Annotated in this window: 23 protein-coding genes and 1 tRNA gene; 12 read left to right on the forward strand and 12 right to left on the reverse strand. The window is 70.6% G+C overall.

Annotated elements, in window-relative coordinates:
• Positions 1 to 128: 128 nt before the first annotated feature.
• A complete protein-coding gene (locus ACZ51D_RS08820) occupies positions 129 to 1,412 on the reverse strand; it encodes an adenylosuccinate synthase (protein ID WP_465615700.1) in 1,284 nt (427 codons plus the stop codon).
• Positions 1,413 to 1,538: 126 nt separating this feature from the next.
• On the opposite strand from ACZ51D_RS08820, the gene ACZ51D_RS08825 reads away from it, so the two are divergent.
• The 3 genes from ACZ51D_RS08825 to purM all read left to right on the forward strand — a co-directional run bounded on the left by ACZ51D_RS08825 (position 1,539) and on the right by purM (position 5,408).
• Positions 1,539 to 2,384 (forward strand): diacylglycerol kinase family protein, encoded by an 846-nt coding sequence (locus ACZ51D_RS08825; protein ID WP_465615702.1) that lies wholly within the window; start codon positions 1,539 to 1,541, stop codon positions 2,382 to 2,384.
• A gap of 242 nt (positions 2,385 to 2,626) precedes the next feature.
• Positions 2,627 to 4,210, forward strand: a complete 1,584-nt coding sequence (purF, locus tag ACZ51D_RS08830) for an amidophosphoribosyltransferase (RefSeq protein WP_360497895.1) — start codon at positions 2,627 to 2,629, stop codon at positions 4,208 to 4,210.
• A 115-nt stretch (positions 4,211 to 4,325) separates the two neighbouring features.
• Positions 4,326 to 5,408 carry a phosphoribosylformylglycinamidine cyclo-ligase gene (gene purM, locus ACZ51D_RS08835; RefSeq protein ID WP_360497893.1) on the forward strand — a complete coding sequence of 361 codons (1,083 nt, stop codon included), beginning with the start codon at positions 4,326 to 4,328 and terminating at the stop codon, positions 5,406 to 5,408.
• A 242-nt stretch (positions 5,409 to 5,650) separates the two neighbouring features.
• On the opposite strand, the gene ACZ51D_RS08840 is transcribed toward purM, so the two are convergent.
• Together ACZ51D_RS08840 and ACZ51D_RS08845 are read right to left on the reverse strand one after the other, a co-directional pair.
• Complete coding sequence (locus ACZ51D_RS08840) at positions 5,651 to 5,911, reverse strand: DUF3073 domain-containing protein (protein WP_360497891.1); 261 nt, start codon at positions 5,909 to 5,911, stop codon at positions 5,651 to 5,653.
• Between the two features lie 385 nt (positions 5,912 to 6,296).
• Positions 6,297 to 7,454, reverse strand: coding sequence for a Glu/Leu/Phe/Val dehydrogenase dimerization domain-containing protein (locus tag ACZ51D_RS08845; RefSeq protein ID WP_465615705.1), 1,158 nt, complete (start codon positions 7,452 to 7,454; stop codon positions 6,297 to 6,299).
• 207 nt (positions 7,455 to 7,661) lie between these two features.
• On the opposite strand from ACZ51D_RS08845, the gene ACZ51D_RS08850 reads away from it, so the two are divergent.
• Both ACZ51D_RS08850 and bldC read left to right on the forward strand, forming a co-directional pair.
• On the forward strand, positions 7,662 to 8,564 hold the full coding sequence (locus ACZ51D_RS08850) for a DUF8083 family protein (RefSeq protein ID WP_465615707.1): 903 nt from the start codon (positions 7,662 to 7,664) through the stop codon (positions 8,562 to 8,564).
• A 487-nt stretch (positions 8,565 to 9,051) separates the two neighbouring features.
• A complete protein-coding gene (gene bldC / locus ACZ51D_RS08855; RefSeq protein ID WP_014137253.1) occupies positions 9,052 to 9,258 on the forward strand; it encodes a developmental transcriptional regulator BldC in 207 nt (68 codons plus the stop codon).
• Positions 9,259 to 9,613: 355 nt separating this feature from the next.
• Here the strand turns inward: bldC and ACZ51D_RS08860 are convergent.
• Together ACZ51D_RS08860 and hrpA are read right to left on the reverse strand one after the other, a co-directional pair.
• Positions 9,614 to 9,687, reverse strand: a tRNA-Asp gene (locus ACZ51D_RS08860).
• Between the two features lie 103 nt (positions 9,688 to 9,790).
• Complete coding sequence (gene hrpA / locus ACZ51D_RS08865; RefSeq protein ID WP_465661686.1) at positions 9,791 to 13,795, reverse strand: ATP-dependent RNA helicase HrpA; 4,005 nt, start codon at positions 13,793 to 13,795, stop codon at positions 9,791 to 9,793.
• 141 nt (positions 13,796 to 13,936) lie between these two features.
• Between hrpA and ACZ51D_RS08870 the strand changes: the two genes are divergently transcribed.
• The 3 genes from ACZ51D_RS08870 (at position 13,937) to ACZ51D_RS08880 (ending at position 15,803) form a co-directional block, all read left to right on the forward strand.
• On the forward strand, positions 13,937 to 14,455 hold the full coding sequence (locus ACZ51D_RS08870) for a SigE family RNA polymerase sigma factor (protein WP_360497885.1): 519 nt from the start codon (positions 13,937 to 13,939) through the stop codon (positions 14,453 to 14,455).
• A gap of 11 nt (positions 14,456 to 14,466) precedes the next feature.
• Positions 14,467 to 15,381: a hypothetical protein gene (locus ACZ51D_RS08875; protein ID WP_465661688.1), complete on the forward strand. Its 915-nt coding sequence runs from the start codon at positions 14,467 to 14,469 to the stop codon at positions 15,379 to 15,381.
• A 197-nt stretch (positions 15,382 to 15,578) separates the two neighbouring features.
• Positions 15,579 to 15,803 (forward strand): alpha/beta fold hydrolase, encoded by a 225-nt coding sequence (locus ACZ51D_RS08880; RefSeq protein ID WP_465661690.1) that lies wholly within the window; start codon positions 15,579 to 15,581, stop codon positions 15,801 to 15,803.
• Here ACZ51D_RS08880 and ACZ51D_RS08885 read toward each other — a convergent pair.
• Positions 15,745 to 16,242 (reverse strand): DUF3995 domain-containing protein, encoded by a 498-nt coding sequence (locus ACZ51D_RS08885; RefSeq protein WP_360497880.1) that lies wholly within the window; start codon positions 16,240 to 16,242, stop codon positions 15,745 to 15,747. The two genes, ACZ51D_RS08880 and ACZ51D_RS08885, sit on opposite strands and share 59 nt — an antisense overlap.
• 471 nt (positions 16,243 to 16,713) lie before the next feature.
• Positions 16,714 to 17,103 carry a hypothetical protein gene (locus tag ACZ51D_RS08890; protein ID WP_465661691.1) on the reverse strand — a complete coding sequence of 130 codons (390 nt, stop codon included), beginning with the start codon at positions 17,101 to 17,103 and terminating at the stop codon, positions 16,714 to 16,716.
• 19 nt (positions 17,104 to 17,122) lie between these two features.
• On the opposite strand from ACZ51D_RS08890, the gene ACZ51D_RS08895 reads away from it, so the two are divergent.
• The 3 genes from ACZ51D_RS08895 (at position 17,123) to ACZ51D_RS08905 (ending at position 21,261) form a co-directional block, all read left to right on the forward strand.
• Positions 17,123 to 18,268: a helix-turn-helix domain-containing protein gene (locus tag ACZ51D_RS08895; protein ID WP_465661692.1), complete on the forward strand. Its 1,146-nt coding sequence runs from the start codon at positions 17,123 to 17,125 to the stop codon at positions 18,266 to 18,268.
• Positions 18,269 to 18,277: 9 nt separating this feature from the next.
• The gene (locus tag ACZ51D_RS08900; RefSeq protein WP_406113099.1) at positions 18,278 to 18,538 is read left to right on the forward strand and encodes a helix-turn-helix domain-containing protein; all 261 of its coding nucleotides are present in this window, start codon (positions 18,278 to 18,280) and stop codon (positions 18,536 to 18,538) included.
• A gap of 299 nt (positions 18,539 to 18,837) precedes the next feature.
• Positions 18,838 to 21,261: a helicase-associated domain-containing protein gene (locus ACZ51D_RS08905; RefSeq protein ID WP_465661695.1), complete on the forward strand. Its 2,424-nt coding sequence runs from the start codon at positions 18,838 to 18,840 to the stop codon at positions 21,259 to 21,261.
• Between the two features lie 134 nt (positions 21,262 to 21,395).
• Here ACZ51D_RS08905 and ACZ51D_RS08910 read toward each other — a convergent pair whose 3' ends face one another.
• The 5 genes from ACZ51D_RS08910 to ACZ51D_RS08930 form a co-directional block, all read right to left on the reverse strand.
• Positions 21,396 to 21,821, reverse strand: coding sequence for a cytotoxic translational repressor of toxin-antitoxin stability system (locus ACZ51D_RS08910; protein WP_465615725.1), 426 nt, complete (start codon positions 21,819 to 21,821; stop codon positions 21,396 to 21,398).
• Positions 21,818 to 22,234 (reverse strand): prevent-host-death protein, encoded by a 417-nt coding sequence (locus tag ACZ51D_RS08915; protein ID WP_465615727.1) that lies wholly within the window; start codon positions 22,232 to 22,234, stop codon positions 21,818 to 21,820. The genes ACZ51D_RS08910 and ACZ51D_RS08915 overlap by 4 nt, the downstream gene beginning before the upstream one ends.
• Before the next feature lie 355 nt (positions 22,235 to 22,589).
• Positions 22,590 to 23,168 carry a hypothetical protein gene (locus tag ACZ51D_RS08920; RefSeq protein WP_465661697.1) on the reverse strand — a complete coding sequence of 193 codons (579 nt, stop codon included), beginning with the start codon at positions 23,166 to 23,168 and terminating at the stop codon, positions 22,590 to 22,592.
• Between the two features lie 6 nt (positions 23,169 to 23,174).
• The gene (locus ACZ51D_RS08925) at positions 23,175 to 23,891 is read right to left on the reverse strand and encodes an HAD family hydrolase (protein ID WP_465661699.1); all 717 of its coding nucleotides are present in this window, start codon (positions 23,889 to 23,891) and stop codon (positions 23,175 to 23,177) included.
• The gene (locus ACZ51D_RS08930) at positions 23,888 to 24,736 is read right to left on the reverse strand and encodes a GntR family transcriptional regulator (protein WP_465661701.1); all 849 of its coding nucleotides are present in this window, start codon (positions 24,734 to 24,736) and stop codon (positions 23,888 to 23,890) included. Before ACZ51D_RS08930 ends, ACZ51D_RS08925 begins: the two co-directional genes overlap by 4 nt.
• 219 nt (positions 24,737 to 24,955) lie before the next feature.
• Between ACZ51D_RS08930 and ACZ51D_RS08935 the strand changes: the two genes are divergently transcribed.
• Positions 24,956 to 25,414 carry a hypothetical protein gene (locus ACZ51D_RS08935; RefSeq protein ID WP_465661703.1) on the forward strand — a complete coding sequence of 153 codons (459 nt, stop codon included), beginning with the start codon at positions 24,956 to 24,958 and terminating at the stop codon, positions 25,412 to 25,414.
• The last annotated feature ends 710 nt before the right edge of the window (positions 25,415 to 26,124 follow it).

A 26,124-nucleotide genomic window follows, 5' to 3' on the forward strand; every position in this document is an offset into this window, starting at 1 on the left:
GATCCGAACGTAGCGCCGCTCTGCACTAGATGCAATAGATATTTGAACTAGTGCAATGCATCGGCGGATGGGCAAGCGAAAGGGCCCTGCGGGACGGATGTCCCGCAGGGCCCTCGACGCGATCAGGCTCAGATGAACGAGTTGATCTCGATCGTCTCGTACCGGCCCGGGCCGACGCCGATGGCGGAGATCGGCGCGCCCGACATCTCCTCCAGCGCCTTCACGTACGCCTGGGCGTTCTTCGGCAGGTCGGCGAAGGTCTTCGCCTTGCTGATGTCCTCGGTCCAGCCCGGCAGCGTCTCGTAGATCGGCTTGGCGTGGTGGAAGTCCGACTGGTTGTAGGGGAGTTCCTCGACCCGCTTGCCGTCGATCTCGTACGCGACGCAGACCGGGATCTGCTCCCAGCCGGTCAGGACGTCGAGCTTGGTGAGGAAGAAGTCGGTGAGGCCGTTGACCCGGGTCGCGTAGCGCGCGATGACCGCGTCGAACCAGCCGCAGCGGCGGTCGCGGCCGGTGGTGACACCGCGCTCGCCGCCGATCCGGCGCAGCGCCTCGCCGTCCGCGTCGAACAGCTCGGTCGGGAACGGGCCGGAGCCGACGCGGGTGGTGTAGGCCTTGAGGATGCCGATGACCCGGTCGATCTTGGTGGGGCCGATGCCGGCGCCGGTGCAGGCGCCGCCCGCGGTCGGGTTCGACGAGGTCACGAAGGGGTACGTGCCGTGGTCGACGTCGAGCAGGGTGCCCTGGCCGCCCTCCAGCAGGACGACCTTGTTCGCCTTCAGCGCCTCGTCGAGGACGAGGGTGGTGTCGGCGAGGAAGGGCTTGATCTTCTCCGCGTAGCCCAGGTACTCCTCGACGACCAGGTCGGCGGGGATGGTGCGGCGGTTGTAGAGCTTGACCAGGATCTGGTTCTTGTCGTGCAGCGCCGCCTCGATCTTCTGGCGCAGGATCGACTCGTCGAACAGGTCCTGGACCCGGATTCCGACGCGGTTGATCTTGTCCGCGTAGGTCGGGCCGATGCCGCGGCCGGTGGTGCCGATCCGGCGCTTGCCGAGGAAGCGCTCGGTGACCTTGTCCAGGGTGCGGTGGTACGGCGTGATCAGGTGGGCGTTGCCCGAGACCAGCAGCTTGGAGGTGTCGATGCCGCGGTCGTTCAGTCCGGCCAGCTCGGAGAGCAGGACGGCCGGGTCGATCACGACGCCGTTGCCGATGACCGGGGTGACGTTCGGGCTGAGGATTCCGGAAGGAAGCAGGTGCAGGGCATACTTCTGGTCGCCGATGACCACCGTGTGACCGGCGTTGTTGCCGCCCTGGTAGCGGACGACGTAGTCGACGGAGCCGCCGAGGAGGTCGGTGGCCTTCCCCTTGCCCTCGTCCCCCCACTGAGCGCCAACGAGCACGAGTGCCGGCACAGGCGTACACCCCTTCCGGTTGGGGCATCCTGCGTAGGCCGCAGTCTGCCCCGAGATAGACGAAGCCCCTGGCGCAATGGCGCAAGGGGCTCTTGCACCGAGAGATTACCTGAGGAAGGACCGGTCGTGTCGTCCCTGTCCACGCCTGCATCCGGCGGTCCCGAGCCGCTCCTGCTGCTCCTCGACCCGGTGGCCCGGCAGACCGACGGCGAGTCGGTGCGGATCGCGAAGGACGTGCTGTGCGGGGGCGCGGACGTCAAGGTGGTCTATCCGGAGAGCCCTTCCGAACTCGACCGGGTGCTTTCGCACCGGGGGCGGCGGCGACCGGTGGTGATCGGTTCCGATCTCGCCTTGCAGCGGGTGCTGCAGGCGCTGCATCGGCAGCGTGAGCTGGGCACGGAACCGGTGGGGATGGTTCCGGTCGGTCGTACGGGGGAGCTGTCGACGGCCCGTGCGCTCGGGGTGCCGTCGGAGCCGGTACGGGCCGCGCGGGCGGTGCTGTCGGGTGCGCCGCGCCGGCTGGATCTCCTGGTGGACGACGGCGGCGGGGTGGCGCTGGGCGGGGTGCGGATCATCGGCGGGGGCGCGCGCCGACTGGTGAGCCGTACGGGTGGCTTGCGTTCGCTATGGGCGAAACTGGCTGCGGCCGAGCAGGCGAACGCACTCACCCCGGAGAGCGCCGACCACAGCCCCCGGGTCCGGGTCGAGGCCGACGGCCGGCTGCTCGCGGACGTCCACCGACCGGTCCGGCTGGTCCAGGTCTCCCTGCCGTCCGGCGCCTCGGACGGGACGGGCGAGATGGAGATCGTGGTCCGGGCCTCCGGCGCCCTGGTGCGCGCCCGGGCGGCGAGCGTCTCGGTGGTCGGCAGCGGTTTCGGCTACGAGGCGGACGGCCACCCGGTCGGCCCGGTCCGCGCCCGGACCTGGACGGTGCACCCGGGCGCCTGGGGCCTGCTGCTCCCGGCGGCGTGAAGCCGGCGTGAACGGCGGGTGAGCAGGCTCACGTTCGGCCGTGCCCCGACACCCGCCGCTCCGCACACGGAAATCCCCAACAGGCGCGAACCACAAGGCCAACCGCCGCCCGCCGGAATTCCGGCACACCGAAATCCCCACCCCGTAAGGGGTTTTGTCTACGCGCGTTACTCCTCGACCGTCCGACAATCCCGGCATCCCGGGTTCCGGAAGCGTCCGCCAACTGCCCTAGACTCGAAGGCGTGCCACGTGGTGACGGAAGACTCAACCACGATCTTCTTCCCGGTGAGAAAGGCCCCCAGGACGCTTGCGGCGTCTTCGGTGTCTGGGCTCCCGGCGAGGAGGTCGCCAAGCTCACGTTCTTCGGCCTTTACGCCCTGCAGCACCGCGGTCAGGAATCCGCGGGCATCGCAGTGAGCAATGGCTCCCAGATTCTCGTCTTCAAGGACATGGGACTCGTCTCCCAGGTCTTCGACGAGGCCTCCCTGGGGTCGTTGCACGGGCATATCGCCGTCGGACACGCCCGCTACTCGACCACCGGTTCCTCGGTCTGGGAGAACGCCCAACCGACTTTCCGGGCGACCGTGCACGGTTCGCTGGCCCTCGGGCACAACGGAAACCTGGTGAACACCGCCGAACTGGCGGCCATGGTCGCCGAACTGCCCGGCGAGGAGCACGTCTCGCGCTCCGGCCGGGCCGCCGCGACCAACGACACCGACCTGGTGACGGCGCTGCTCGCCGGCCACCCGGACCTCTCCATCGAGGAGACGGCCAAGGTCGTGCTGCCCAAGGTCAAGGGCGCGTTCTCGCTCGTCTTCATGGACGAGCACACCCTCTACGCCGCCCGCGACCCGCAGGGCATCCGCCCGCTGGTGCTCGGCCGGCTGGAGCGCGGCTGGGTGGTCGCCTCCGAGACGGCGGCGCTGGACATCTGCGGCGCCTCCTTCATCCGTGAGGTCGAGCCCGGCGAGCTCATCGCCATCGACGAGAACGGCATGCGCAGCTCCCGCTTCGCCGAGGCCAAGCCCAAGGGCTGCGTCTTCGAGTACGTCTACCTGGCCCGCCCCGACACCTCCATCGCCGGTCGCAACGTGCACCTCTCCCGCGTGGAGATGGGCCGCCGCCTGGCCAAGGAGGCCCCGGTCGAGGCCGACCTGGTGATAGCGACGCCCGAGTCCGGCACCCCCGCCGCGATCGGCTACGCGGAGGCCAGCGGAATCCCGTACGGCTCCGGCCTGGTGAAGAACGCCTACGTGGGCCGCACCTTCATCCAGCCCAGCCAGACCATCCGTCAGCTCGGCATCCGCCTCAAGCTCAACCCGCTGCGCGAGGTCATCGCGGGCAAGCGCCTGGTGGTCGTGGACGACTCGATCGTCCGCGGCAACACCCAGCGCGCGCTGGTGAAGATGCTGCGCGAGGCCGGCGCCGCCGAGGTCCACATCCGGATCTCCTCGCCGCCGGTGAAGTGGCCCTGCTTCTTCGGCATCGACTTCGCCACCCGCGCGGAGCTGATCGCCAACGGCATGACCATCGAGGAGATCGGCCGCACGCTCGGCGCCGACTCGCTCTCCTACATCTCGATCGACGGCATGATCGAGGCCACCAAGCAGCCCAAGGACAAGCTCTGCCGGGCCTGCTTCGACGGCGAGTACCCGATGGAGCTGCCGGACCCGGCGCTGCTCGGGAAGCTCCTGCTGGAGGCCGAGATCAAGGGCGGCCAGCAGCAGCCGGCCGTCCGCGGCAAGCCGACCAGCGGCAGCGACCTGGACGGCGTCCAGTCGCTGCTCGGCGGGGCGGGCGCGGCCGACGCGCTGCGCCGCCCGTAAGCGTTCCACGGTGGGGTCCCGCGAACCGGGGCCCCACCGCCGTTCCGCCCCCGATGTTCCCGAACACCCCCCAGAGTTCCCGAACACCCCCCAGACCCGAGAGGGCCGCACCGCAGTGACCAGCAACCAGAACGGCGCCACCTACGCCGCCGCCGGTGTCGACATCGAGGCGGGCGACCGCGCCGTCGAGCTCATGAAGCAGTGGGTGAAGAAGGCCAACCGCCCCGAGGTGGTCGGTGGTCTCGGCGGCTTCGCCGGCCTCTTCGACGCGTCCGCCTTCAAGAACTACGAGCGGCCGCTGCTGGCCTCGGCCACCGACGGCGTGGGGACCAAGGTGGCCATCGCCGCCGCCATGGACAAGCACGACACCATCGGCCACGACCTGGTCGGCATGGTCGTGGACGACCTGGTGGTGTGCGGCGCCGAGCCGCTGTTCATGACCGACTACATCTGCGTCGGCAAGGTCGTCCCGGAGCGGGTCGCCGCGATCGTCAAGGGCATCGCCGAGGGCTGCGCGCTGGCCGGCTGCGCCCTGGTCGGCGGCGAGACCGCCGAGCACCCGGGCCTGCTGGGCCCGGACGAGTACGACGTGGCGGGCGCCGGCACCGGCGTCGTGGAGGCCGACGCGCTGCTCGGCGCGGACCGGGTCCGGGCCGGCGACGTGGTGATCGCGATGGCCGCCTCCGGCCTGCACTCCAACGGCTACTCGCTGGTCCGCCACGTGCTGCTGAACGAGGCCGGCTGGAAGCTGGACCGCAAGGTCGAGGAGTTCGGCCGCACGCTCGGCGAGGAGCTGCTGGAGCCGACCCGGATCTACTCGCTGGACTGCCTGGCGCTCACCCGCGCCACCGAGGTCCACGCCTTCTCGCACGTCACCGGCGGCGGCCTGGCGGCCAACCTGGACCGGGTCATCCCGGCCGGCCTGCACGCCCGCCTGGACCGCGGCACCTGGACCCCGCTGCCGGTCTTCCGGACCGTCGCCGAGGTCGGCAACGTGGCCACCCTGGAAATCGAGAAGACGCTCAACATGGGTGTCGGCATGGTCGCCGTCGTCCCGCCGCACTCGGTGGACGCGGTGCTGTCGATCCTGGAGGACCGCGGCGTCGAGGCCTGGCTGCTCGGCGACGTCGTCGAGCGCACCGACGAGCACGAGGGCGGCGCGGCCCTCTACAACGCCTACGAGGGCTTCCGGGCCTAGAGCGGCCCAAGACCGGCCTGAGCAGGCTCGGCGACGACGAGAGGGCCCCTCCGGCGTACCGGAGGGGCCCTCTCGCGTTCCACGGGCACCGCTCGACGAGCGGGCCCGTGCACCGTTCGGCGGAAAGCCCGTGCGGCTCGGGCGACACCCGGCGGGCGGCCGGTGTGCCTGCCCGTGCGCGGGAACGCCGAAGACCGGCCCGGCGCCCTGGGCGCCTGGACCGGTCCGGTGAAGCCGGCTGGTTACGAGCGGCGGGAGGCCTGCGAGGCCCCGGCACCCGGCTCGTTGTCGTCCTCGTCGTCGAGGTCGGCGTAGCGGGCGGCGTATTCCGCGTACGGGTCGTCGTCCTCCTCCTCCTCCTCGATCGGCTCAGGGTCGATCGAAGCGGTGGACGGTGATACGCCCAGCTCGTTGGACAGACGGTTAGCGTCGAACCCGCCGCTGTTGTACTTCAGCTCGCGGGCGACCTTCGTCTGCTTGGCCTTGGCCCGGCCGCGCCCCATGGGTCGACCCCCTCAACGATGGGGCTCACGGCCCCGAGTCTGACACGTGTTCATGATCAGGACCGGTCTGCCCGAATGGGAGGACCGTCCCTTGGAGCATTAACGGTACCTGTTTCCGCCGCTGGACGGTACGTCGTCGGTGTGACGTGGCGCGCACCGACCGCACCCGAGGCCAGGTCTTCCCAGGTCAGGGGAGGTTTTGCGGCGATTTGCGCGCTGTCCAGAGGTGTCTTCGGTCCGTCGTTCCAGGACCGATTATCCCCCCTAGGGGGACCTCGGATCACCCGTTCGGGCGGAGAAGTGAGAATCCGGTTCCACATCGTGATGCGCGGGGGGCCGCGGTGGCAGCCCCCCGCGCAGCCGGGGTCCGGTGACGGCGGCCGGATCAGCCGCGGCGGGCGCCCGGAAGCAGGACGGTGCGCAGCGCGCTGATCTCGCGCATCCGCTTCTCGGCCAGGCGGTCGGCGGCGACCGCCGGCGGGACGCCGTCGGAGGCGGCCCGGGTGAAGATCTCCAGGGTGGTGTCGAAGATCTTGGTGGCCTTGTTCTTGGCCCGCTCGAAGTTGAAGCCCTCGATCTCGTCGGCGACCTGGATGACGCCGCCGGAGTTCACCAGGTAGTCCGGCGCGTAGAGGATGCCGCGGTCGGCGAGGTCCTTCTCGACGCCGGCGTGGGCCAGCTGGTTGTTGGCCGCGCCGCAGACGACGGCGGTGCCGGCCTCGCCGAGCGCCGCGACCACGGCGTCGGTCAGGGCGCCGCCGAGGGCGCAGGGGGCGTAGACGTCCAGCTTGGCCTGGAGCAGGGCGGCGGTGTCGGCGACCACCTCCACGTCCGGGTGGGCGGCGCGCACGCGGTTGACGGCGGCCTCGAAGGGGTCGGTGATGACGACGGTGGCGCCGTCCGCGATCAGGTGGCCGACCAGGTAGTGGCCGACCTTGCCGACGCCGGCGACGCCGACCCGCTTGCCGCGCAGGGTCGGCTGGCCCCAGCGGGCCTGGGCGGTGGCGCGCATGCCCTGGAAGACGCCGAAGGCGGTCAGGATGGACGAGTCGCCGGCGCCGCCGTGCTCGGGCGAGCGGCCGGTCACGAACTCGGTCTCGCGCGCGATGACGTCCATGTCCTGGACGTAGGTGCCCACGTCGCAGGCGGTGATGTAGCGGCCGCGCAGGGACTCGACGAAGCGGCCGTAGGCCCGGAGCATCGCCTCGTTCTTGTCCTTGTTCGGGTCGCCGATGATGACGGCCTTGCCGCCGCCGAGGTCCAGGCCGGCCAGCGCGTTCTTGTAGGACATCCCGCGGGACAGGTTCAGCGCGTCCTCCAGCGCCGCCTCCTCGGAGGCGTACGGGAAGAAGCGGGTGCCGCCGAGGGCCGGGCCCAGGGCGGTGGAGTGGATGGCGATGATCGCCTTCAGGCCCGAGCTGCGGTCGTGGCACAGCACGACCTGCTCGTGGCCGTCGCCGGGGGCGCCGTCCTGTTCGGTACGGAAGATCCTGCTGAGCACGCCGGGTGCGGGGTGCGTTGCGGGGGTCTGTACGTCGGTCACTGTGGTGACTCCAGTATCGAAGGCCCGCTGCTGTGGTGCGGGCGCCTAGGGCGAAGCGTAGTCGGGTGGGCGCCGCCGATCCGCCCTCTTGTCCGAGCTTGTGCCGGTTGTCCGAGGGGTGAGACAGGAGGGGGTGCGCGGTGTGGGCGCGAACTGTTCGGGGTCGCGCCCTCCCGGGCCCGCGCGGCGCGTGCGACCATGCAGGACGTGACCGTCGTACGTACTTCCGTACAGCCGCCCTACGCCGCCCACCTGCGGGTCTACGAGCCGCTGGCCGCGTACCCGGAGCCCGAGCGGGCGCGCTGGCAGGCCTACGCGGCGGAGCGCGGGCCGGACGCCGGGGCGGCGGCGCAGCCGGTGGCGGCGGCGGTGCTGGAGGAGCAGCGGGAGGCCCTCGCGGAGCTGGTCGCGCGCACGCCCCGGGCGCTGCCCGAGCGGGAGAGCGGGCGGGCCTACCTGCGGGTGGTGGACGGTGTCCTGTACGTCTGCCCGTGGGCGACCAGGCTGCGCAGCTGGCAGGCGCTGGAGGAGTTGCGGACCGGGCCGGTGGCGCTGCTGGACACCGCGCTGCCGCCGGCGACCCGGGAGGCCGCGGAGGCGGACCGGGAGCGCTGGCGGGCCGAGCACCCGGACGCCCGGCCGTGGATCCTCACCAGCCGGTGGGAGGTGCCGGTGCGCTGGTTCCTGCCGTTCGGGGACGAGGACCGCTGCTTCCTGCCGGGGGAGGCGGGCGCGGCAGGGGGCGCGGGGGAGCGGGGCGCCCGGCCGGCGTCGCTGTTCTACCTGGTGCCGATGGCGCAGGCGCGCCGGAGGGTGGCGCGGGCCTACCGGGCGCTGCGCGAGGCGGTGCCGGACGGGGAGCTGGTGCGGGGGGCGGAGCGGATCGGGCGGTGGCTGGAGGAGTTCCATCCGCGCTCGCTGGTGGAACTGGACTATGGGGGCCTGGTGCATCTGCTGGGGCCGGACCGGTTGTTGGCGGACCGTTCGGCGGGGGAGCTGGAGGAGGGGCTGCGCGCGCTGCGGGCCGGGGACACCGCGGAGGCGCTGCGCGTGTACGGGGAACTGACGGCGCGGTGGCGCCGGGTGCTGGCGCTGCGGCACGCGAACTGACGTCCGACCGCCCGTGTATGACTGTAAGAGTCCTGAGGGGCGCCCCACCCATGACCAAGGTCCCGGTTCGGGTCAATAGCTGTCGAACGTGACACTACTCACCGTTGACGCGAACTTACCCCTATGTGCAAAAATGGGACAACCAGCCCAACTTCACGTGAGCGTGCCCACTTTTGGGTGGTTCTGGAGTCGATGCGTGCTTTGTGGGGAAACGGAGGGTCTGGCCCCTCCGTAACCGGACGTCATCGTCGCGTGACTGTCCGTTATGGGGTGGTCCATTGCCATCCGTCGGCCTTGAACCCGTGAGGGGTCAATTTTGGCGGTTTGGTCGATAGGGCTGGACGGATGGTGTAGTTGTAGACACCAGGACAAGCCGTTCGTCCTATAACCGACTCGGCCCGTCTATGCCATTTCGGGCATCGCGGGCCAAGGTGCAGAATTTGAAGGATAGAACCGCCCTGGTTCGGTTCTCCCGAGGAGGCCGCTCATGACCGCTCGTACCCCTGATGCTGAGCCGCTGCTGACGCCGGCAGAGGTTGCCACCATGTTCCGCGTGGACCCGAAGACGGTCACCCGCTGGGCCAAGGCGGGCAAGCTGACGTCGATTCGCACGCTCGGCGGTCACCGCCGTTACCGTGAGGCGGAGGTGCGCGCCCTGCTTGCCGGGATTCCGGCTCAGCGCACTGAGGCCTGATAGGCCAAAGGCTCTTTAAAGGGGCCGCTTACCGGACTCCGCCGGGTCCGGTAAGCGGCCCCTTTGTCGTGTTCGGCTCCGGGTGGCCGGTACCGGTCGGCCGGTCGGAATGTTGAACTCCGGATAACGATTTGATGCGCATGATGCGGGGGGGAAATACAGTGAATAGCTGTACAATTTTACATATTAAATTAGTGGTGTTCGGATAGGTCCGCCCCGGGGCCGGCCTTCGGGGAACATGAGTGACGACCGTCACGCGGGCTGTCGCTTGAGGTCCGGACCCGGCCGGGGTAGGGAGCCGGACGGTCAAACGCAAGAGGCCCGGAACCTGACGGTTCCGGGCCTCTCGGTACGGCGATCCTGACGGGACTTGAACCCGCGACCTCCACCTTGACAGGGTGGCGAGCTAACCAACTGCTCCACAGGACCAGAGTGTTCTGATCTCGTTCACTCGCTTGCGCTGCGAACAAGACAGATCGTAGCCCATGGTGGGCCTCCAGGTCGAACTGGCTCCTGAAGGCCCACCCGCAGCTCAGAGCGTCGCCCTGGCCGCCTCCATCGCCTTCATGATCCGCTTCTCCGAGACCGGGCTCGGCGTGCCCAACGACTGGGCGAAGAAACTGACCCGCAGCTCCTCGATCATCCAGCGGATGGCCCGCACCTCCTCGGACGGCTGCCGCCCGGCCGGCACCGCCGCCAGCAGCTCCCCGTACGCCTGCTGCACCTGCTGCACCTTCAGCAACTGCTGGGCGTCCCGCTGCGGATGGTTGGGCAGCGCCTCCAGGCGGCGGTCCACCGCCAGCAGGTAGCGCTTCAGGTTCGGCAGCCGCTGCCAGCCGGTGGCGGTCACGAAGCCCGGGTGCACCAGCGAGGCCAGGTGCAGCCGCACGTCGTTCACCGCGTTCAGCAGCACCGGGCTGCTCACCGACTTCAGCCGGGTCGAGGCCTTGTGGAAGGCGATCAGCGCGGTGGCCGTCTTCAGCGTGGTGTCCGCGGACAGCTCGTACAGGTCCGTGCGCACCTTCTCGTGCAGCTTGCCGAAGGCCGCCTCGTCCCAGGCCGGGCCGCCGGCCTGGGACATCAGCCGGTCCGTCGCGGCGGACACGACGTCCTCGAAGAGCGCGGCGATCGAGCCGTGCGGGCTGTGCGAGAGCGCCAGCTTCGCCTGGTTGCCCAGCCGGCCCTGGATCGACTTGGCCGGGGAGTTGGTGGTCAGCATCAGCAGCCGCCGGGTGCCCTCCCACATCGCCTGCGCCTGGGCCTCCGGGGTGTCGAACAGCTTGATGCCGACCGCGCTGCCCTCGTCCACCAGGGCCGGGTAGGCGCGCAGCGCGTGGCCGCGCGAGCGCTGCTCGAAGGTGCGCTGCAGGACCGGCAGCGACTCCGGCCACGCGGTCAGCCCGCTCTGCTCGATGCCCTGGCCGGACGCGGCCGAGGACAGCGTCTCCTTGAGCTTCGGCTTGAGCCTCAGCCGCAGCTCCTCCAGGTCCTTGGACTCGGCGAGCTTGCGGCGCCCGTCCACCACCCGGAAGGTCACCTTGAGGTGGTCCGGCACCCGTTCGTCGTCCCAGGCCTCCGGCGGCACGGTGACCGCCGTCAGCCGCTTCAGGGCGTGCTCCAGCGCCGGGAGCAGCCCCTCGGCGGAGCCGAATGTGCCTGCAGACTGGCGGTCCTTCACCCCGCGCAGCGCCGCCTTGGCGAAGTCCGGCGCGGGCACGAAGTTGCGCCGGATCGCCTTCGGCAGCGACTTGATGTACGCGGTGACCAACTCCTCCCGCAGACCGGGGATCTGCCAGTCGAAGCCCTCCGCGGTGACCTGGTTGAGCACCGGAAGCGGGATGTGCACCGTCACGCCGTCCGCGTCGCTGCCCGGCTCGAACTGGTAGGTCAGCTGGAAGCGCAGCTTGCCCTGCTGCCAGTGGTCCGGGTAGTCGGCCTCGGTGACGCCGTCGGCGGCGTCGTTGATCAGCATCGACTTCTCGAAGTTCAGCAGGTCCGGCTGCTCGTGCCGGGCCTTCTTCCACCAGGAGTCGAAGTGCCGGGTGGAGACGATCTCGTCGGGCAGCCGGGAGTCGTAGAACTCGAACAGGGTCTGGTCGTCCACCAGGATGTCCCGGCGGCGCGCCCGGTTCTCCAGCTCCTCGACCTCGCCGAGCAGCTTGCGGTTCTCCGCGAAGAACTTGTGGTGGGTCTCCCAGTCGCCCTCGACCAGCGCGTTGCGGATGAACAGCTCGCGGCACAGCTCCGGTTCGATCTTCCCGTAGTTGACCTTGCGCTGGGCGACGACCGGCATCCCGTAGAGGGTGACCTTCTCGTACGCCAGCACCGCGCCGGCCTTCTTCTCCCAGTGCGGCTCGCTGTAGCTGCGCTTGATCAGGTGGCCGGCCAGCGGCTCGACCCACTCCGGTTCGATCTTGGCGTTGATCCGGGCCCAGAGCCGGGAGGTTTCCACCAGCTCGGCCGACATCACCCAGCGCGGCGGCTTCTTGAACAGGCCGGAGCCCGGGAAGACCGCGAAGCGGGCGCCGCGCGCGCCGCCGTACTCGCGCTTCTCCACGTCGAACAGGCCGATGTGGGAGAGCAGGCCGGCCAGCAGGGACTGGTGGATCCGGTCGGCGTCCGGCTCGGCGTCCGGATGCGGCTCCTCCATCGTCACGCCCAACTGCTTGGCGACCGTGCGCAGCTGGGTGTAGATGTCCTGCCACTCCCGTATCCGCAGGTAGTTGAGGAACTCCGCCTTGCACATCCGGCGGAACGCCGAGGAGGAGAGCTCCTTCTGCTGCTCCCGGACGTACCGCCACATCGCCAGGTAGGAGAGGAAGTCCGAGGTCTCCGAGGTGAACCGGCGGTGCCGGTCGTCGGCGGCCTGGCGCTTCTCGGCGGGGCGCTCGCGCGGATCCTGGATGGAGAGCGCGGCGGCGATCACCATGACGTCGCGGACGCAGCCGTTGCGGTCCGCCTCCAGCACCATGCGGGCCATCCGCGGGTCCACCGGGAGCTGGGCGAGTTTGCGGCCGAGCTGGGTGAGGCGCTTGCGCGGGTCCTTCTCGTCCGGGTCCAGCGCGCCCAGCTCGTGCAGCAGGTGGACGCCGTCCTTGATGTTGCGCGAGTCCGGCGGGTCCAGGAACGGGAAGGCGGCGATGTCGCCGAGACCGGCCGCGGTCATCTGCAGGATCACCGAGGCCAGGTTGGTGCGCAGGATCTCGGCGTCGGTGAACTCGGGGCGGGAGAGGAAGTCCTCCTCCGAGTACAGCCGGATGCAGATGCCGTCCGACGTCCGGCCGCAGCGGCCCTTGCGCTGGTTGGCGCTGGCCTGGCTGATCGCCTCGATCGGGAGCCGCTGCACCTTGGTGCGGTGGCTGTAGCGGGAGATCCGGGCGGTGCCCGGGTCGATCACGTACTTGATGCCGGGGACGGTGAGCGAGGTCTCGGCCACGTTGGTGGCCAGCACGATCCGGCGGCTGCCGGAGCGCTGGAAGACCCGGTGCTGCTCGGCCGAACTGAGCCGGGCGTACAGCGGCAGGACCTCGGTGTTCCGCAGCTTCAGCCGGTTGAGGGCGTCGGCGGTGTCGCGGATCTCGCGCTCGCCGGAGAGGAAGACCAGGATGTCGCCCGGGCCCTCGGCCTGCAGCTCCTGGGCGGCGTCGCAGATCGCCTGGACCTGGTCCCGGTCGCGGTCGGCCTCGTCCGGCTCCTCGGCGTCGTCGTCGAGGACGGGCTGGTAGCGGACCTCCACCGGGTACGTCCGGCCCGAGACCTCGACGATCGGGGCGTCGCCGAAGTGCCGGGCGAAGCGCTCCGGGTCGATGGTCGCGGAGGTGATCACGACCTTGAGGTCGGGGCGCCGGGGGAGCAGCTGCTTGAGGTAGCCGAGGATGAAGTCGATGTTGAGGCTGCGCTCGTGCGCCTCGTCGATGATCAGGGTGTCGTACTGGCGTAGATCGCGGTCGGTCTGGATCTCCGCGAGCAGGATGCCGTCCGTCATCAGCTTGACCAGGGTGTCCTGGCCGACCTGGTCGGTGAACCGGACCTTCCAGCCGACCGCCTCGCCCAGCGGGCTGTTCAGCTCCTCCGCGACCCGTTCGGCCACCGTACGGGCGGCGATCCGGCGCGGCTGGGTGTGGCCGACCAGACCGCGCACGCCGCGGCCGAGCTCCAGACAGATCTTCGGGATCTGGGTGGTCTTGCCGGAGCCGGTCTCGCCCGCGACGATCACCACCTGGTGGTCCCGGATCGCCGCCAGGATCTCGTCCTTCTTCTGGCTGACCGGCAGCTCCGCGGGATACGTGATCGGCGGAACGGCGCGCCGGCGCTGCTCGACCAGCAACTCGGCGCGGTCGATGTCGGCGGCGATCTCGGCCGCGACCTTCTGCCGGGCCTCGGCCTTGCGGACCCGGCGGGCCCCCTCCAGGCGGCGCCCGATCCGCACCTCGTCGCGCAAGGTCAGCTCGGGCAGGCGGGCGGCCAGCTCACCTATTCCGGGACCCTCGGCGGGGACGGGGGCGGACTGGACTGCGGGAGAACTCACTGCGGGCATCCCTCTAGGTTCGCAAGGAGGCACGGCGGAGCGCACCTCGGTTTTCGAGCCCCTCCAGTGTCACAGCCGCCGACGGCGAATCGCGAACGGCGGGCAACGGTCCGCGGCCGTTGCGGGCTCTGGGGGTTTGAGGAGGTGCTCATGGGAGCCCAGAAGACCGCACGGGACGAGGAGTTCCGGGCGTTCGCCGGCAGCGCGTGGTCGCGGCTGTTCAGGACGGCCTACCTGCTCGCGGGGGACCGGCACGGCGCCGAGGACCTGGTCCAGCAGGCCCTGGAGCGGGCGTACGTCGCCTGGGGCCGAGTGCGCGCGGCCGACGACCCGCCCGCGTACGTCCGCCGGATCCTGGTCAACGAACACGCCCGGCGGTTCCGGCGCAGACCGGTCGAACAGCTCGTGCACGCCGTCCCGGACCGGGCCGCACCGGCCGGGGCCGACCCGGACGACCGGGCCGCGCTGCTCGCCGCGCTCGGCGCACTGCCGCCGCGCCAGCGCCAGGCCGTCGTCCTGCGCTACTGGGAGGACCTCACCGAGACCCAGACCGCGGCGGCCATGGGCTGCTCGGTCGGGACGGTCAAGAGCCAGGCGGCCCGAGGGCTCGCCAAGCTCCGGCAGGCCTCCTCACTCAGCGGACTGACCACCATCGGAGGCGGAAGATGAACAAGGAGTCGATGACCGGGGGCCCCGCGGGCGCCGGGGACGACGCGGCGGAGGCCGCGCGGGCCCTCGGCGAACTGGCCGGGAGCGTCGACATCGGGACGGTGCCGTACGACCGGCTGCTCAGCGGAGGGCGGCGCCGGCTGCGCCGCCGGCGGCTGCTGACCGCCGGCGCGGCCGCGGTGCTGGTCGCGGCGGTCGTCGGCGGCGGGGCGGTGCTCGGCGAGCGCGGCCGGCAGGCGGTCTCCTCCGTGGCGGTGGCGGCCTCGGCGTCCGGCTCGGCCCCGGCTTCCGCGGCGGCCACCCCCACCGAGCCCGCGCGGGACCCGTTCACCCCGATCCGGGTCAAGGTCGGCGAAGGCACCGCCAACGGCCACACCTGGCAGGCCTGGGCCGCCCTGTGGCCGGCTGCCCCCACCAAGGAGGACGCCTACCGGCAGGAGGAGCTGCGCTGGGAGGACCGGCACACCGCCATCCCACAGCTGCCGAAGATGACGAACGGCGAGGTCGACCGCCACTGGCGGGCCGACCTGGACGAGGTGAACCTCTACCTCACCCTCGACGGCCGGCGGCAGGTGGACGACACCGTGCACCAGACCGCCGTCCCTGGGAAGCCGGGCGCCGGGTCCGCCCCCGGGTCCGTCCCCGCCTCCGCCTTCTCCGGCGGCGGGGCGATGCTCGGCGCCAAGGGCGGGGAGCTGGGCGCCTCGCCGGTGGTGGTCGCCGGAGTCACGCCCGAGGTCGCGAAGGTCGTGGTCACCTGGCAGACCGGCGGCTCCACCGAGGCGGTGCCGGTCGCCGTCGGCGACTCCACGACCCGCTGGTTCGCCATCCCGAAGAAGCCGGGCTCGGACGCCAGGACCTTCACCCTCTACGCCGCCGACGGCACGGTCCTCGGCACCGACGACAACTGGTTCCGCACGTCCTGAGCCGCCCTCCGCCGTCCCGGACCGCCCGCCTCGTCCGAATTGTCGGTGCCGTGCGGCACAGTGGCCCCGATCGACCTGATGTGCCGTCAAGGGTCGGAGAGGTGCCGACCGATGGGCAACACCACCGGGTTCCACCCGAAGCGGCTGAGCCGGATCCCCGAGGTCCTCGCCGGGCACGTCGAGCGGGGCGGGGTGCCTTGCCGCTGCTGGTCGTCGAGGGCGGCGAGGACCGGATCCCGGGCGTCACCGCCGCCACCGCCCTGGCCGAGCACGCCCCCGACGCCGAGCTGCTCCTCGTCCCGGACGGCAACCACCTGCTCGGCCCCGCCCTGCCGGACTGGCTCGCCACCACCGCCGACCGGCTCACCGCGCGGCTGACCGCACGGCTGACCGGCGGGATGCCCGTCGGCCGAGCGAGGTGAGGGCGAAGAGGAGGCCGCCGGCCAGGAAGAACGGCTCGTAGCCGAAGGTCGCGAACCGGGCCATCGCGTCCAGCTCGGCGCCCGACCGGCTGCCGACGGCCAGGGCGATCCAGTCGGGCACGGACGGCGCGGCGTGCAGCACCAGCAGCGCGGTGGTGCCCCACAGCGCACCGGTCAGCAGCCGCGCCGGCACCCGCCCGCCCCACCGCCGCACCGGCGCCAGCGCCACCGCCGCAGCCACCGCGCACAGCGGGATCGCGATCACGTCGATCACCAGCAGCGGCGTGCTGCTCCACACCGAGCGGCCCTCCGGCAGCCCGAGCCGCCCGTCGGCCAGCCAGTACACGTGCACCAGCGCGAAGGCCACCGCCCAGCCCGCCGCCACGTACCCGGCCCCCGCCGCCACCCGGTTCCAGCCCGTGTCCCTCGTCGTCTCCATGCCCCCACGGTCCCGCCCCGCCCCACCCCGACGGATCGTCCCGCCGGTGGTTCCCCCTCCCCCTGCGGGGGGATCTCGGGCGGCGCGGGGCCGGTACGGCAGCAGGCCGTCGGTGGCCGGCTCGAAGCCGAAGGGGTCCGGGACGCGCAGCGTCTCCCCGAAGCCGATGTCCTCGCGCCGGTGGTGGCGGGTGGCGTCCGGCCTGCTGGAGAAGGGCCGACGTCGGGCGGGATCAGATCGGTGTTCTCGCCGGGTAGCAGCCCGTGGCCGGGCCTGCGGAACGACGAAGCCCCCGTAGCGAATTCGCTACGGGGGCTTCCCGGTTGTGGCCAGGGCCGGGGTCGAACCGGCGACCTTCCGCTTTTCAGGCCAAGCCGGGGCGTCGAGATGCCCAAGTTTGGGTGATTCTCTCGTCCGCGGAAGGCTGCCGTCGGACGCCATCGTTCGGGGCGGTTGGCGTCAGCGTTGGCGTCAACCGTAGTCACACACCGCAGTCCGCAGCTTCTGCTCCGGCACCGGGAGGTCCGCAGCGTAGAGGCTCGTCAGCACCGCCCGCAGCCCGGCGGGGTATTCCTCAGAGAGCATCGAGCCGAGCCAGCCGAAGGGGAGTACCGCCTCGCCGATGCGCGGAACGGCCTCGAACAGCGCGTCGAGGAGGCGTTCGGGGTCCTCCAGCACGCGCGCGTTCTTCTTGACGGGCACCAGGCGGCCGCCGGTGACCCGCAGCAGCCGGGCCGCCTTGGCCCATTCGACCAGCAGGTTCAGGTGGTACAGCTCCTGGCTGGACTTGGTCTTGAATGTCCTGTCACCGATGGCCGGGTCGATGGCGTCGCCGGTCTCCAGAAGAGCGACGACCGGCATTCCCGCTAGGGTCGCCGCGATGAGCGAGTACCAGTACTACGAGTTCCTGGCGATCGACCGGCCGCTGACCAGCGACGAGCAGGGGCAACTGCGGTCGCTGTCCACCCGGGCCCGGATCACCGCGACCAGCTTCACCAACGAATATCAGTGGGGCAACTTCCGCGGCGATCCTCGGCGGATGGTGGAGCAGTACTACGACGCCCACCTCTACCTGACCAACTGGGGCACCCATCAGGTGATCCTGCGCCTGCCCAAGGGGCAGCTCCCGCTGCGGGCGGTGGAGCCGTACTGCTTCGACGAGTGCGTCGAGGCATGGACGACCAAGACCCACCTCGTCCTGGACCTGCGCAGCGAGGACGAGAGCGGAGACTGGGACGAGGGCGCCGAGGACTCACTGGGTGCCATCGCCGGGGTGCGGGCCGAGCTGGCCGCCGGGGACCACCGTGCCCTGTACCTCGCATGGCTGTCCGCCATCGGCGCCTGGGCGCTCCAGGAGGACGACGAGGAGGCCTACCGGGAATCGGTCGAGCCCCCGGTCCCGGCCGGGCTCGACCGGCTCACCGCCCCGCAGCGAGCGCTCGCGGACTTCCTGCGCGTCGACGCCGACCTGCTGGCGGTCGCCGCCCAGGCCAGCCCGCCGGCCCCCGCACCTCGGAAGAGGCCCGGGAAGAAGGAGCTGGCGCCGCTGATCGCCGCGCTTCCCGAGAAGGAGAAGGACGACCTCCTGTTGCGCCTCGCGCTGGGGGACGAGCCTCAGCTGGGAGCCGAACTCCTGCGCCGCATGCGCGGCGAACCGGCTGCCGCGACCGTGCACGGCGGAGGAGGAGCGGTGAACCACGCACGCTGGCAGCTGGCTAGGGACAAGCGCGCGCTGCACGGGGAGTTCGAGCCCCCCGCAATCGTCGCCGAGCGAGAGCAGATCCGTCTGGCCATGGCACTCGGTCAGCTGGTCTACGACCGGCGCACCCAGCTGGGCCTGAACGAGGATGAGCTGGCGATTCGCCTCGGTGTCACCGCCGACGAGGTGGAACACCTCGAGGTTGGGGGAGTCCTCCCGGTCACCTCCGAGTTGCTGCTCCGGATTGCCGCGGCTCTGGAGGTGTCCGTGGACGTCCACCTGGCGACCTCGGGCACGGCAGTCAGCTTCGCTGCTCGCGCTGCCTGAGGGGAAGCCATGGACTACGGGCAGCAGCTGTCGGCCGCTCTACGCGAGAGACGAAGGCAACTGGGAATCTCCCAGGCCGAACTCGCCCGGCGGGCCGGCATGACGCAGCCCGGCATCTCCCGCGTGGAACTGGGGGAAACCACCCCCACCCTCCCCCTCCTGGCACGGCTCGCCGAAGCGCTGGAGGCGGACCTCGACATCCAGCTGGCCCCGCTGGACGGAAGGACGACGATGCGCTTCGTGCCGCGTCGGCGCGCCGACGCGGCGTGAAGCGGGGTTGGCAGCGTTGAGTCAAAGACGAGGATGGCTCCGCGAGGAGTACCGGCACCTGCCCGGCCTGCTGCGCCGACTCGACCACCGGGCTCTCCGTGGTTGACGCCAGGCACTTCGCCGAGGGACCACCGTCCGCCGGGGGCACCTCGGGGTACCTCCCGGCCGAAGGCCGGGGGAGAGGGCGTCAACGGATGCCCTAGCCCACTTCGGTTCGCGTCGGCGTCAAGCGACGGTGGAAGGTCCCTGGTTCAAACCTCTGGCCCCATCCCCGCTGGCGATTCACTACGCTTGGCGCGGTGAAAGCAGCACGAAGTCTCGCGATCTGGCTGGCCGACCGTACTCCTTCGCAGCTGACCGAACTGCTGGAGCAGCGCGAACTGCCCTACGCGGCAAGGGTGGCGAGCCTGACCGACCTGGCCGGCCACCTGCTGACGGATGCCTCGACGGCCCTGGGGCTGAGCGAGATCAACCTCGGGGATCTTCAACTGCTGGTCGCTGTGGCGACCCTGGCCGAACGGTTGCACGGTCCGCTACCGGCCCTCCCGCCCGCTCATCACCTGTTCATGGGCTACGGCGGCCGTTCACCACGGCTCGACGCGCCTGCGGTCGACCCGGCCGACCGGTCCGTGCCCCGGGACCAGCTCTTCCGATTCCTGCAACTCGACGGCGGGGGCCGGTCTGCGGCCGGGGCCGCGCTGTCCCGGCTGACCGAGCGGGCGCTGGTACTGCCCTCGTCCGGAAGCAGGGTCATTGTTCCGATCCTGGTCCACCGCCAGGCGGGTGAAGGCGACGGTTACGGCCGGCCCGCCGAACAACTGCTCACCGAGGCCTTCAACGCTCCGGAGATCCACCGCATCGCGCAGGGGCTGGGGCTCGCGAAGGCGCGGACTCGGGACGAGGCGCAGCGGCAGATCGTGGACGTGCTCAGGGACGCGAAGCGCGTGCGCGCCATGGCCGCCGAGGCGCCGCCCGCGGCCTTGGACCTGCTAGACAAACTGGTCCCGGGCCCGCCACTGCTGCGTACGCACTGCTTCGTCTCCCGGTACGGCGGCTTCTACCCGGGCTCCGGAGGCAAGTTCACCTTCCGGGAAGGCGGCTCGGGAGATCCCGGCACGGACTGGCTGGCCGCCCGCGGCCTGGTCCTTCCGGTGGATGAGGACCTGGCGGAACTGCCGCGCGAGGTGGCCGACGCGTTGCGCGACCACGATCGCGCGCCGAGCTACCAGTCTGCCCCGCCCCCGGTCGAGGGCACGGTGGAGATCCCAGGTGGTGCAGTCGAGAGCCAGGCGCAGGCGGCCTTGGCCGAGGCGGCCTCCCGGGTCGAGCTGATGCTTCGTCAGGTTGCCGCGCAGCCACTCGCCGTGCGTAAGGCGGGCGGAATCGCAGTCCGGGACACCCGTCGGCTGGCGAAGGCGGTCGGCATGTCGGAGGAACGGGCCCGGCTGTGGCTCGACCTGGCGAACAACGCGGACCTGATCACCCCTTGCGCCGCGGAACCGGAGGCCCCGGCAAGAGGACGGGGCCGCGCGCGTCGGCCGGAATCCCCGCCACCTGCCCGGATGCTGCCCACCGAGCGGTACGACGAGTGGTTGGCGGCCCCACCGGCTCAACGGCTGCTGCCGCTCGTCGCCACCTGGGCGGTGGTGCCCGAGGTATTCAGCCACTGGCCGGACGAGAACGACACCCCGGTCGCGCTGGTCACGCCGGAGGACGGCGAGGCCGTCGATCTGCGCCATGCCGTGCTGGAGGCTCTGGCCACCCTCCCGGCCGGGCGCGGAGTCCCCACCGGCAAGTCCGCCCGCGCGCGGGCGACCGCTCTCGCCGGCCTCAGCGCCACGGCGGCCTGGTTCCGCCCGACCGCCCTCGCCCAAGGGCCGTGGGAGGCTGAGCGGGTCGAGGCGACCCTGGCCGAGGCGGAGCTGCTCGGGGTCGTCGCCCACGGAGCGCTGACCCCGCTCGGGCACGCCGTGCTCGGGCTCCTGAGGGCGGGGGCGCACCGCCACTTCCCCGCCGTTCCTGGCGCGGGGCCGGCGCTGCACGACCGTCCTGCTCTGGACGAGGCGGTCCGGCAGTTGTCCACTGCCCTGGACGCGCTGCTGCCCGCGCCGCAGACCACTGCCCGGTTCCAGGCGGACCTTACGGCCGTGGTCGCCGGAGCTGCCGCACCAGAGCTGACCGACCTGCTGGCCGCCTGTGCGGACCGGGAGTCGGAGGGCCATGCCGTGGTGTGGCGGATCACCCCGGCGGCGGTCCGCCGGGCGCTGGACTCCGGACTGGACGCCGCCGACCTGCTGGCTCGGCTGGCCGACGTCTCCGCGGGCGGGCGGCCGCTTCCGCAGCCCCTGGAGTACCTGATCAAGGACACCGCGCGGACCCACGGCCGGATGCGAGTGGTGCGCTCCGCCTGCTGCATCCGCTCCGACGACGAGGCACTGGTGTCGGAGCTCGCCGCGGCCCGTGTGCTCTCCAAGCTCGGTTTGCGCCGGATCGCACCGACCGTGCTGATCAGCACGGCCGAGCCGGAAGCGACCCTTACTGCGCTTCGTGCCGCCGGCTACGCCCCCGTGCTGGAGGCGGAGACCGGGACTACGGTCATCGAGAGGGCCCGCCAGGAACGCGGTCCCAAGCGCATGCCGTCACTGTCCGCAGCACGACCGCGCCACGGCAAGGGGCCGAGCACCGCATCGGCGCTGGCGAGCGCGCTGCTGGCCGACCGCTGACCAGGGGATCGCCCGAAGCCCTCGGGCAGGGCGATGTGCGTCGTGCCGTGGCGGTGAAGTCGCTTCGGAGCTCCCAGACCCGAGGTGGGAGCTCGGCACGCCGGGCGCGTTGAACCGGCAGCGAGGGCAGTGTGTCAGTGGCCCTCGGTCCAGAACTGCTGGAGTCGCGCGATCGCCTGGGCCTTGTCCAGCTCGGCGACCTGGTCCTCGGTGAGTCCGGCGCGGCTGATCAGCAGGTGGACCAGATCTGCGGGAAGTGTCTCGCGTGGTGGCTCAGGCGCGCCTCGACCGGGAGGCGTGCCTTCCAGGACACAGGGCCAGAACACGTCCTCCGTCACATCCAACTGGTCGCGGAGGATGTGTGCCCACATACCGGCGCCGTACGCGGTGCGGTCCACCGGATGAGACACTCGGGTGCGCAGGACGCGCCCGGCGGCAAGCCCGAGTTCGTAGGTCACGTGATGGGTGCCGGCGCGGCCACGGGCGTCCCGTACGCGGCCCCAGCCTTCGATCTTGCAGAACTGCTCGTGTCGTTCGCGTGTCGGCTGAGGCCAGGTCACTTCGCGGCTCCGAGTAGCCAGTCGCGGAGCTGGGTGTCGTCGCTGAGGCCGATGAGCTGGACCAGGCCCCAATTGCCGCGGTGATTCGGCGCGTTCAGGAGACGGTCCTGCCAGTCCTCCGCATACTCGCGCAGCGCGTCGACCATCTCGTCGATGGCCTCATCGAATGTGCCGCCGTCCGCGGCGACCGGCAGGCCGGGGAAGAACACCGACCAGCCGCCGCCCTCGGCGACCACCTCGGCCTTGGAAGGGCACAGCAGAGTGAGAGCGTGGCGCAGCCGCCCCGCGTCGACCACGGCCGCGTACCCGGTGTCTCGGCGAACGGTCGCGACCCGGCCTTGCCCCGCCGCGTCCAGCAGGTCCTTCAGATGTGCTCGGGCTTCGGTATAGCTCTCATAGTGGACCGCTGTCATGGGAAGCCTCCTCGTCCGAGGGCCAGGGTCGCCCTCCGGTGGAAGTACGTCAAGTACGTCACGTACTCACTGGGCTGGTGAGGGGAGTGACCGTCCGCTGCGCCGTTGGCGTCAAACAACACGAAAATGCCCCCGAAGCGATCTGCTTCGAGGGCATCGTGCCTGGTCAGGCTATGTGGCCAGGGCCGGGGTCGAACCGGCGACCTTCCGCTTTTCAGGCCGCGTGAGACCGCCAGCTGTGGTCGTTTAGTCCGGGGAGAGAGTCCTCGACTGTGTTACGCCGTCCGGCATCGTGCGTTGCTGTTGGCGTACGGGTTGGAGTACGCCAGGTTGTTGCTGCAGTGATGGTCGGGAGTCAGTTTTCAAGCAGGTCCAGTGCCATCTGAGCCGCCCGGAGGAACTCGCTTTCCTCCCGGGAGCTCTGTGTGATGAGCGGGCGGAGCAATTCGTCCATTTCCATGGTCGGGTCGTTGAAGGTTTCATGGCACGTAGCGGTGATGCGTGTCAGTGTGGCGAGCATGCCATTTGCCAGGTTTCCCACCTGCTCAGGGCCCTCTAGCCGTACTGCTGCCAGCGCAATGGCAGCGGCGTCTTGCTTCTCGTTCACTGCTTCGAACCTTTGGACAGCCGTCTCAAGGGTGCTGACGCTCCGCTCAGCTACAGGTCGGATCTGCCGGTGGGCCCAGTGCACCTCTTGAATCGCGACGATGAAAGCTGTGTAGGCAGCCTGCCTGTGCTCGCGGCGCCACTTGTGATGCTCAGCTACCAGTTCACGACGATGCGTTTGCGCCCGCGCCTCAAGCTCCAGCTCCTGCTGCCGGGACAGAGCTTCGTTCTTTCGTCTCTCGTTTCGGGCTGTCAATGCGCCGGTGAGAGCACTGCCGGACAAGGTTCCAAACACGCCGACAAGCGACAGCCATAGCGACGAATCCATGAGAAGTCAGTGTTCCATGACCTTCAGCGGGAGAGGCGGGAACAGGGTATCTGCGATGAGTTGCATCGACTCCACGATCGCGACGGCTCCAGCGCCAGCTAGCTTGGTCGCCTTGCCGGGCTTGTTGGCATAGCCGATCGTAGAGACACCTGCCGCTGTCCCAGCCTCAACATCCCGGGCCGCATCGCCGATGAAGATGCAGTGCTCCGGTCCGGTGCCTGCGGCTTCCATAGCTTCGAGCAGGAGGCGCGGGTTTGGCTTCATGGAGGAGGGGTCGCTCGGGGCGCGCCCGAAGACGCCCGCCACGTACCCGTCGAGACCGTGCTCGGAGAGGTATGTCTCGATGGCCACGCCCGCGTTGTTGCTGACGATCGAGACCAGCCGACCGGAGCGGGCACAGGCGTGCAGAACCGATTCTCCGCCCGGGGTCGGCCGACCAACCTGGACAGCTTCGGTCTCCAGAGCGGTCAGCGCGGCGTCCGTGCTCTCTGTGAGGTCTGGCTGGGCATCGGAGATCAGCCGGAGCAGGGCGAGAGGGTCGCTCTCGTCCTCGGCCGCGGCCGGGGCCTGCGCGCCGGTGGCGAGCCAGCCCTCACGGAGTCGCCGCGCGACGTCTGGGGCGGGGAAACCAGCGAAGACCGAGCACACCGGGCCGTCGAAGTCGAGCAATACGTGCTTCACCGGCCGGAGCACATCGGCGAGCTGCTGAAGCGTGGTCGTCATGGCTGCCGCTCGTAGGCGATCGTGCTCCACACGCTGTCGAACCACATCTGGGCCTGCTGGACGTACTGCGATCCGAGCGAGGCGTCATCCGGGCCGGCGGCGTGGTGGAACAGGGTGGTGTCCTTACCCGTCACGTCGTAGAACGTGTGGTCCGTGCCGTCCACCGCGATGGTCCGCTCACGCAGCGGATAGAAGCCGAAGAAGGCTTCCGAACGGTTCAGGATGTACAGCTTGAACAGGCTGGATGCCCGGTGCACCCTGACCTGAACACTCGCCGACTGGACCAGCCCCAGCTCTGCCAGCACCTCGACTGAGTGGGCGATGCCCCCGGCGTTGGTCAGCGCGATGTTCCGGGCCCGCTCGCGAAGCGCCACCTCGTCCTTGAGTCCGTCGACCAGCACGGGGACGGCCATCGGCTGTGTGGTGTCCGGCAGCAGCAGGCGCACGGTGATGGACTCCGGGGTGAGCCGACCGGACCGGACCTTGTCCAGCGGCTCCTGTAGCGCGTTGTGCAGCGTCTCGCTGGAGAAGCCGGCGAAGTCCAGAGTCACCTGCTGCTGCTCGAAGGCCGCTTCGAGGTGGGGCCGGAGCCCGACCGGCCGAGAGGTGCGCTCCCGGACGAACGAGCCGCTTCCCTGGCGGGTCACGATCAGTCCCTCGGTCCGGAGCAGGTCCAGCGCCTTGTCGACGGTGCCGCGCGCCACGCCGAAGTGCTTCGCCAGCTCGGGGCCGGAAGGAAGTTTGTCGCCGGTCTCGAAGCCGGGTTTCTTGGTGAGGATCGAGGCCCGCAGAGAGCTGCTGACCTGCTGATACGGGGGGCGCGAGTCATCCGGGTCTAGGGCCATGCGCCAATGCTAGGGCAGGTGCCCAACAGACGCGAGAGACCCAGCTCTCTTGACCTGCCTAGGCAGGTTGTCTATGTTGTGGGTGTCGGAAGCGACGACGGAAGGTCGCAGACGGCAAGGGCCTTCTTTGGCCTGCTCTGACCTGCGGAAATGCCTGAAGCGGCGCTCAAACCGCCAAGTCCGTACGCCGCTTCAGGCCCCACTGAGGGGAGTTCCATCATGCCTGCAATGCTCACCAGCCAGCGAGTTTCCACCGGTGCCCTCCTGGCCGGCGTGGACATGTTCGGGGAGAAGGACCCGTCCGAGACGGCGCCGCGCGTGGCGATCCAGCTCACGCTGAGCCCGTCGTTCGCGGAACTCCTGGGCCTGCTGGTCTTCAACGTCTGCGAGCTGGGCGAGGAGGAGGCCGCCGACGACGCGGCCGTCATGGAGACCGTCCGGTACGAGCTGGGCAGCTCCGCCCACACGGCGATCACGGACCACGCCCACCTGGCGATGGACTACTACACCGGCCGCCGTCCGCACCCGGCCCCGGCCTACGTGCGGGCCCTGGGCCACGCCGTGACCCGGGTGTTCGGCGTCGCGTCGGACGAGCCGTTCGCCGCCCGGGAGGGCGCCGCCCGTGGGTGGGTGAGCGTCCCGGCCGGTGTGCTCCCGGCCGACCACTGCGCGGTCTGAGCGACCCGACTCCGGGTGAGCGCTCACCGACGCTCACGGGCGCTCACCAGCCGCTCACCCGACCGTCCGGCGGCGCCCGTTTCAACCCCGGTCGGCCGACTTTCAGGCCCGCCCGCGAAGCGGTGAACACCCGAGTGTTCACCGCCGCTCACGGAAGCGTTCCCGGCGCTACCCGCCGACCGTTCCCGGTTCCCGGGAAGCGCTTCCCGCCTTTTACCCCCAAGCATCGGTCGCCTTCTGACCAGCGGTCACGACCCGACCGACAGCCGACCCGTTCACCGGTGAACCTCCCGGCCGTTCACCGGTGAACGCCCCGACTCCCAGCCCGACTCCCGACTCTTGAGGAGTAGCTGTGACCAGCCTCAACGGGGCCGACTCCCGCCCCCAGGAACCTCCACCACCTCGACCTGAAATCCGGGTCGCCGCCGCTGAAACGGCCGTCCCCGGGCCTGAAACGGGCGCCGCCGTGAGCGCCGACCGATCGGCCGTGAGCGCCGTTCAGCCGGATGTTCACCGCCCCGTTCACCCCGCCCCTGAAACGTCCGCCCGTGTGGTTGAAGCGGTGCCCGGTGGACCTGAAACGGGCCCGCCCGTGAGCGGTGAACGCCGCGTCGTGAGCACCGGTGAGCGCCCGGTGAACACCCCCGCCGCCGGTGCCCCTGAAACGCCCGCCCGTGTGGTTGAAGCGGACCCGGACGCGGTTGAAGCGG

The sequence above is a fragment of the Kitasatospora sp. NPDC033851 genome, from assembly GCF_055576085.1.

Excerpts from the sequence above, each read along its gene's own strand:
- ACZ51D_RS08935 (WP_465661703.1), top strand. The coding sequence starts at position 24,956 with ATGCCTGCAATGCTCACCAGCCAGCGAGTTTCCACCGGTGCCCTCCTG.
- ACZ51D_RS08900 (WP_406113099.1), top strand. The coding sequence starts at position 18,278 with ATGGACTACGGGCAGCAGCTGTCGGCCGCTCTACGCGAGAGACGAAGG.
- ACZ51D_RS08920 (WP_465661697.1), bottom strand. The coding sequence starts at position 23,168 with ATGGATTCGTCGCTATGGCTGTCGCTTGTCGGCGTGTTTGGAACCTTG.
- bldC (WP_014137253.1), top strand. The coding sequence starts at position 9,052 with ATGACCGCTCGTACCCCTGATGCTGAGCCGCTGCTGACGCCGGCAGAG.
- ACZ51D_RS08930 (WP_465661701.1), bottom strand. The coding sequence starts at position 24,736 with ATGGCCCTAGACCCGGATGACTCGCGCCCCCCGTATCAGCAGGTCAGC.
- ACZ51D_RS08870 (WP_360497885.1), top strand. The coding sequence starts at position 13,937 with ATGGGAGCCCAGAAGACCGCACGGGACGAGGAGTTCCGGGCGTTCGCC.
- ACZ51D_RS08925 (WP_465661699.1), bottom strand. The coding sequence starts at position 23,891 with ATGACGACCACGCTTCAGCAGCTCGCCGATGTGCTCCGGCCGGTGAAG.
- ACZ51D_RS08840 (WP_360497891.1), bottom strand. The coding sequence starts at position 5,911 with ATGGGGCGCGGCCGGGCCAAGGCCAAGCAGACGAAGGTCGCCCGCGAG.
- ACZ51D_RS08885 (WP_360497880.1), bottom strand. The coding sequence starts at position 16,242 with ATGGAGACGACGAGGGACACGGGCTGGAACCGGGTGGCGGCGGGGGCC.
- ACZ51D_RS08915 (WP_465615727.1), bottom strand. The coding sequence starts at position 22,234 with ATGACAGCGGTCCACTATGAGAGCTATACCGAAGCCCGAGCACATCTG.
- ACZ51D_RS08890 (WP_465661691.1), bottom strand. The coding sequence starts at position 17,103 with ATGCCGGTCGTCGCTCTTCTGGAGACCGGCGACGCCATCGACCCGGCC.
- ACZ51D_RS08895 (WP_465661692.1), top strand. The coding sequence starts at position 17,123 with ATGAGCGAGTACCAGTACTACGAGTTCCTGGCGATCGACCGGCCGCTG.
- ACZ51D_RS08875 (WP_465661688.1), top strand. The coding sequence starts at position 14,467 with ATGACCGGGGGCCCCGCGGGCGCCGGGGACGACGCGGCGGAGGCCGCG.
- hrpA (WP_465661686.1), bottom strand. The coding sequence starts at position 13,795 with ATGCCCGCAGTGAGTTCTCCCGCAGTCCAGTCCGCCCCCGTCCCCGCC.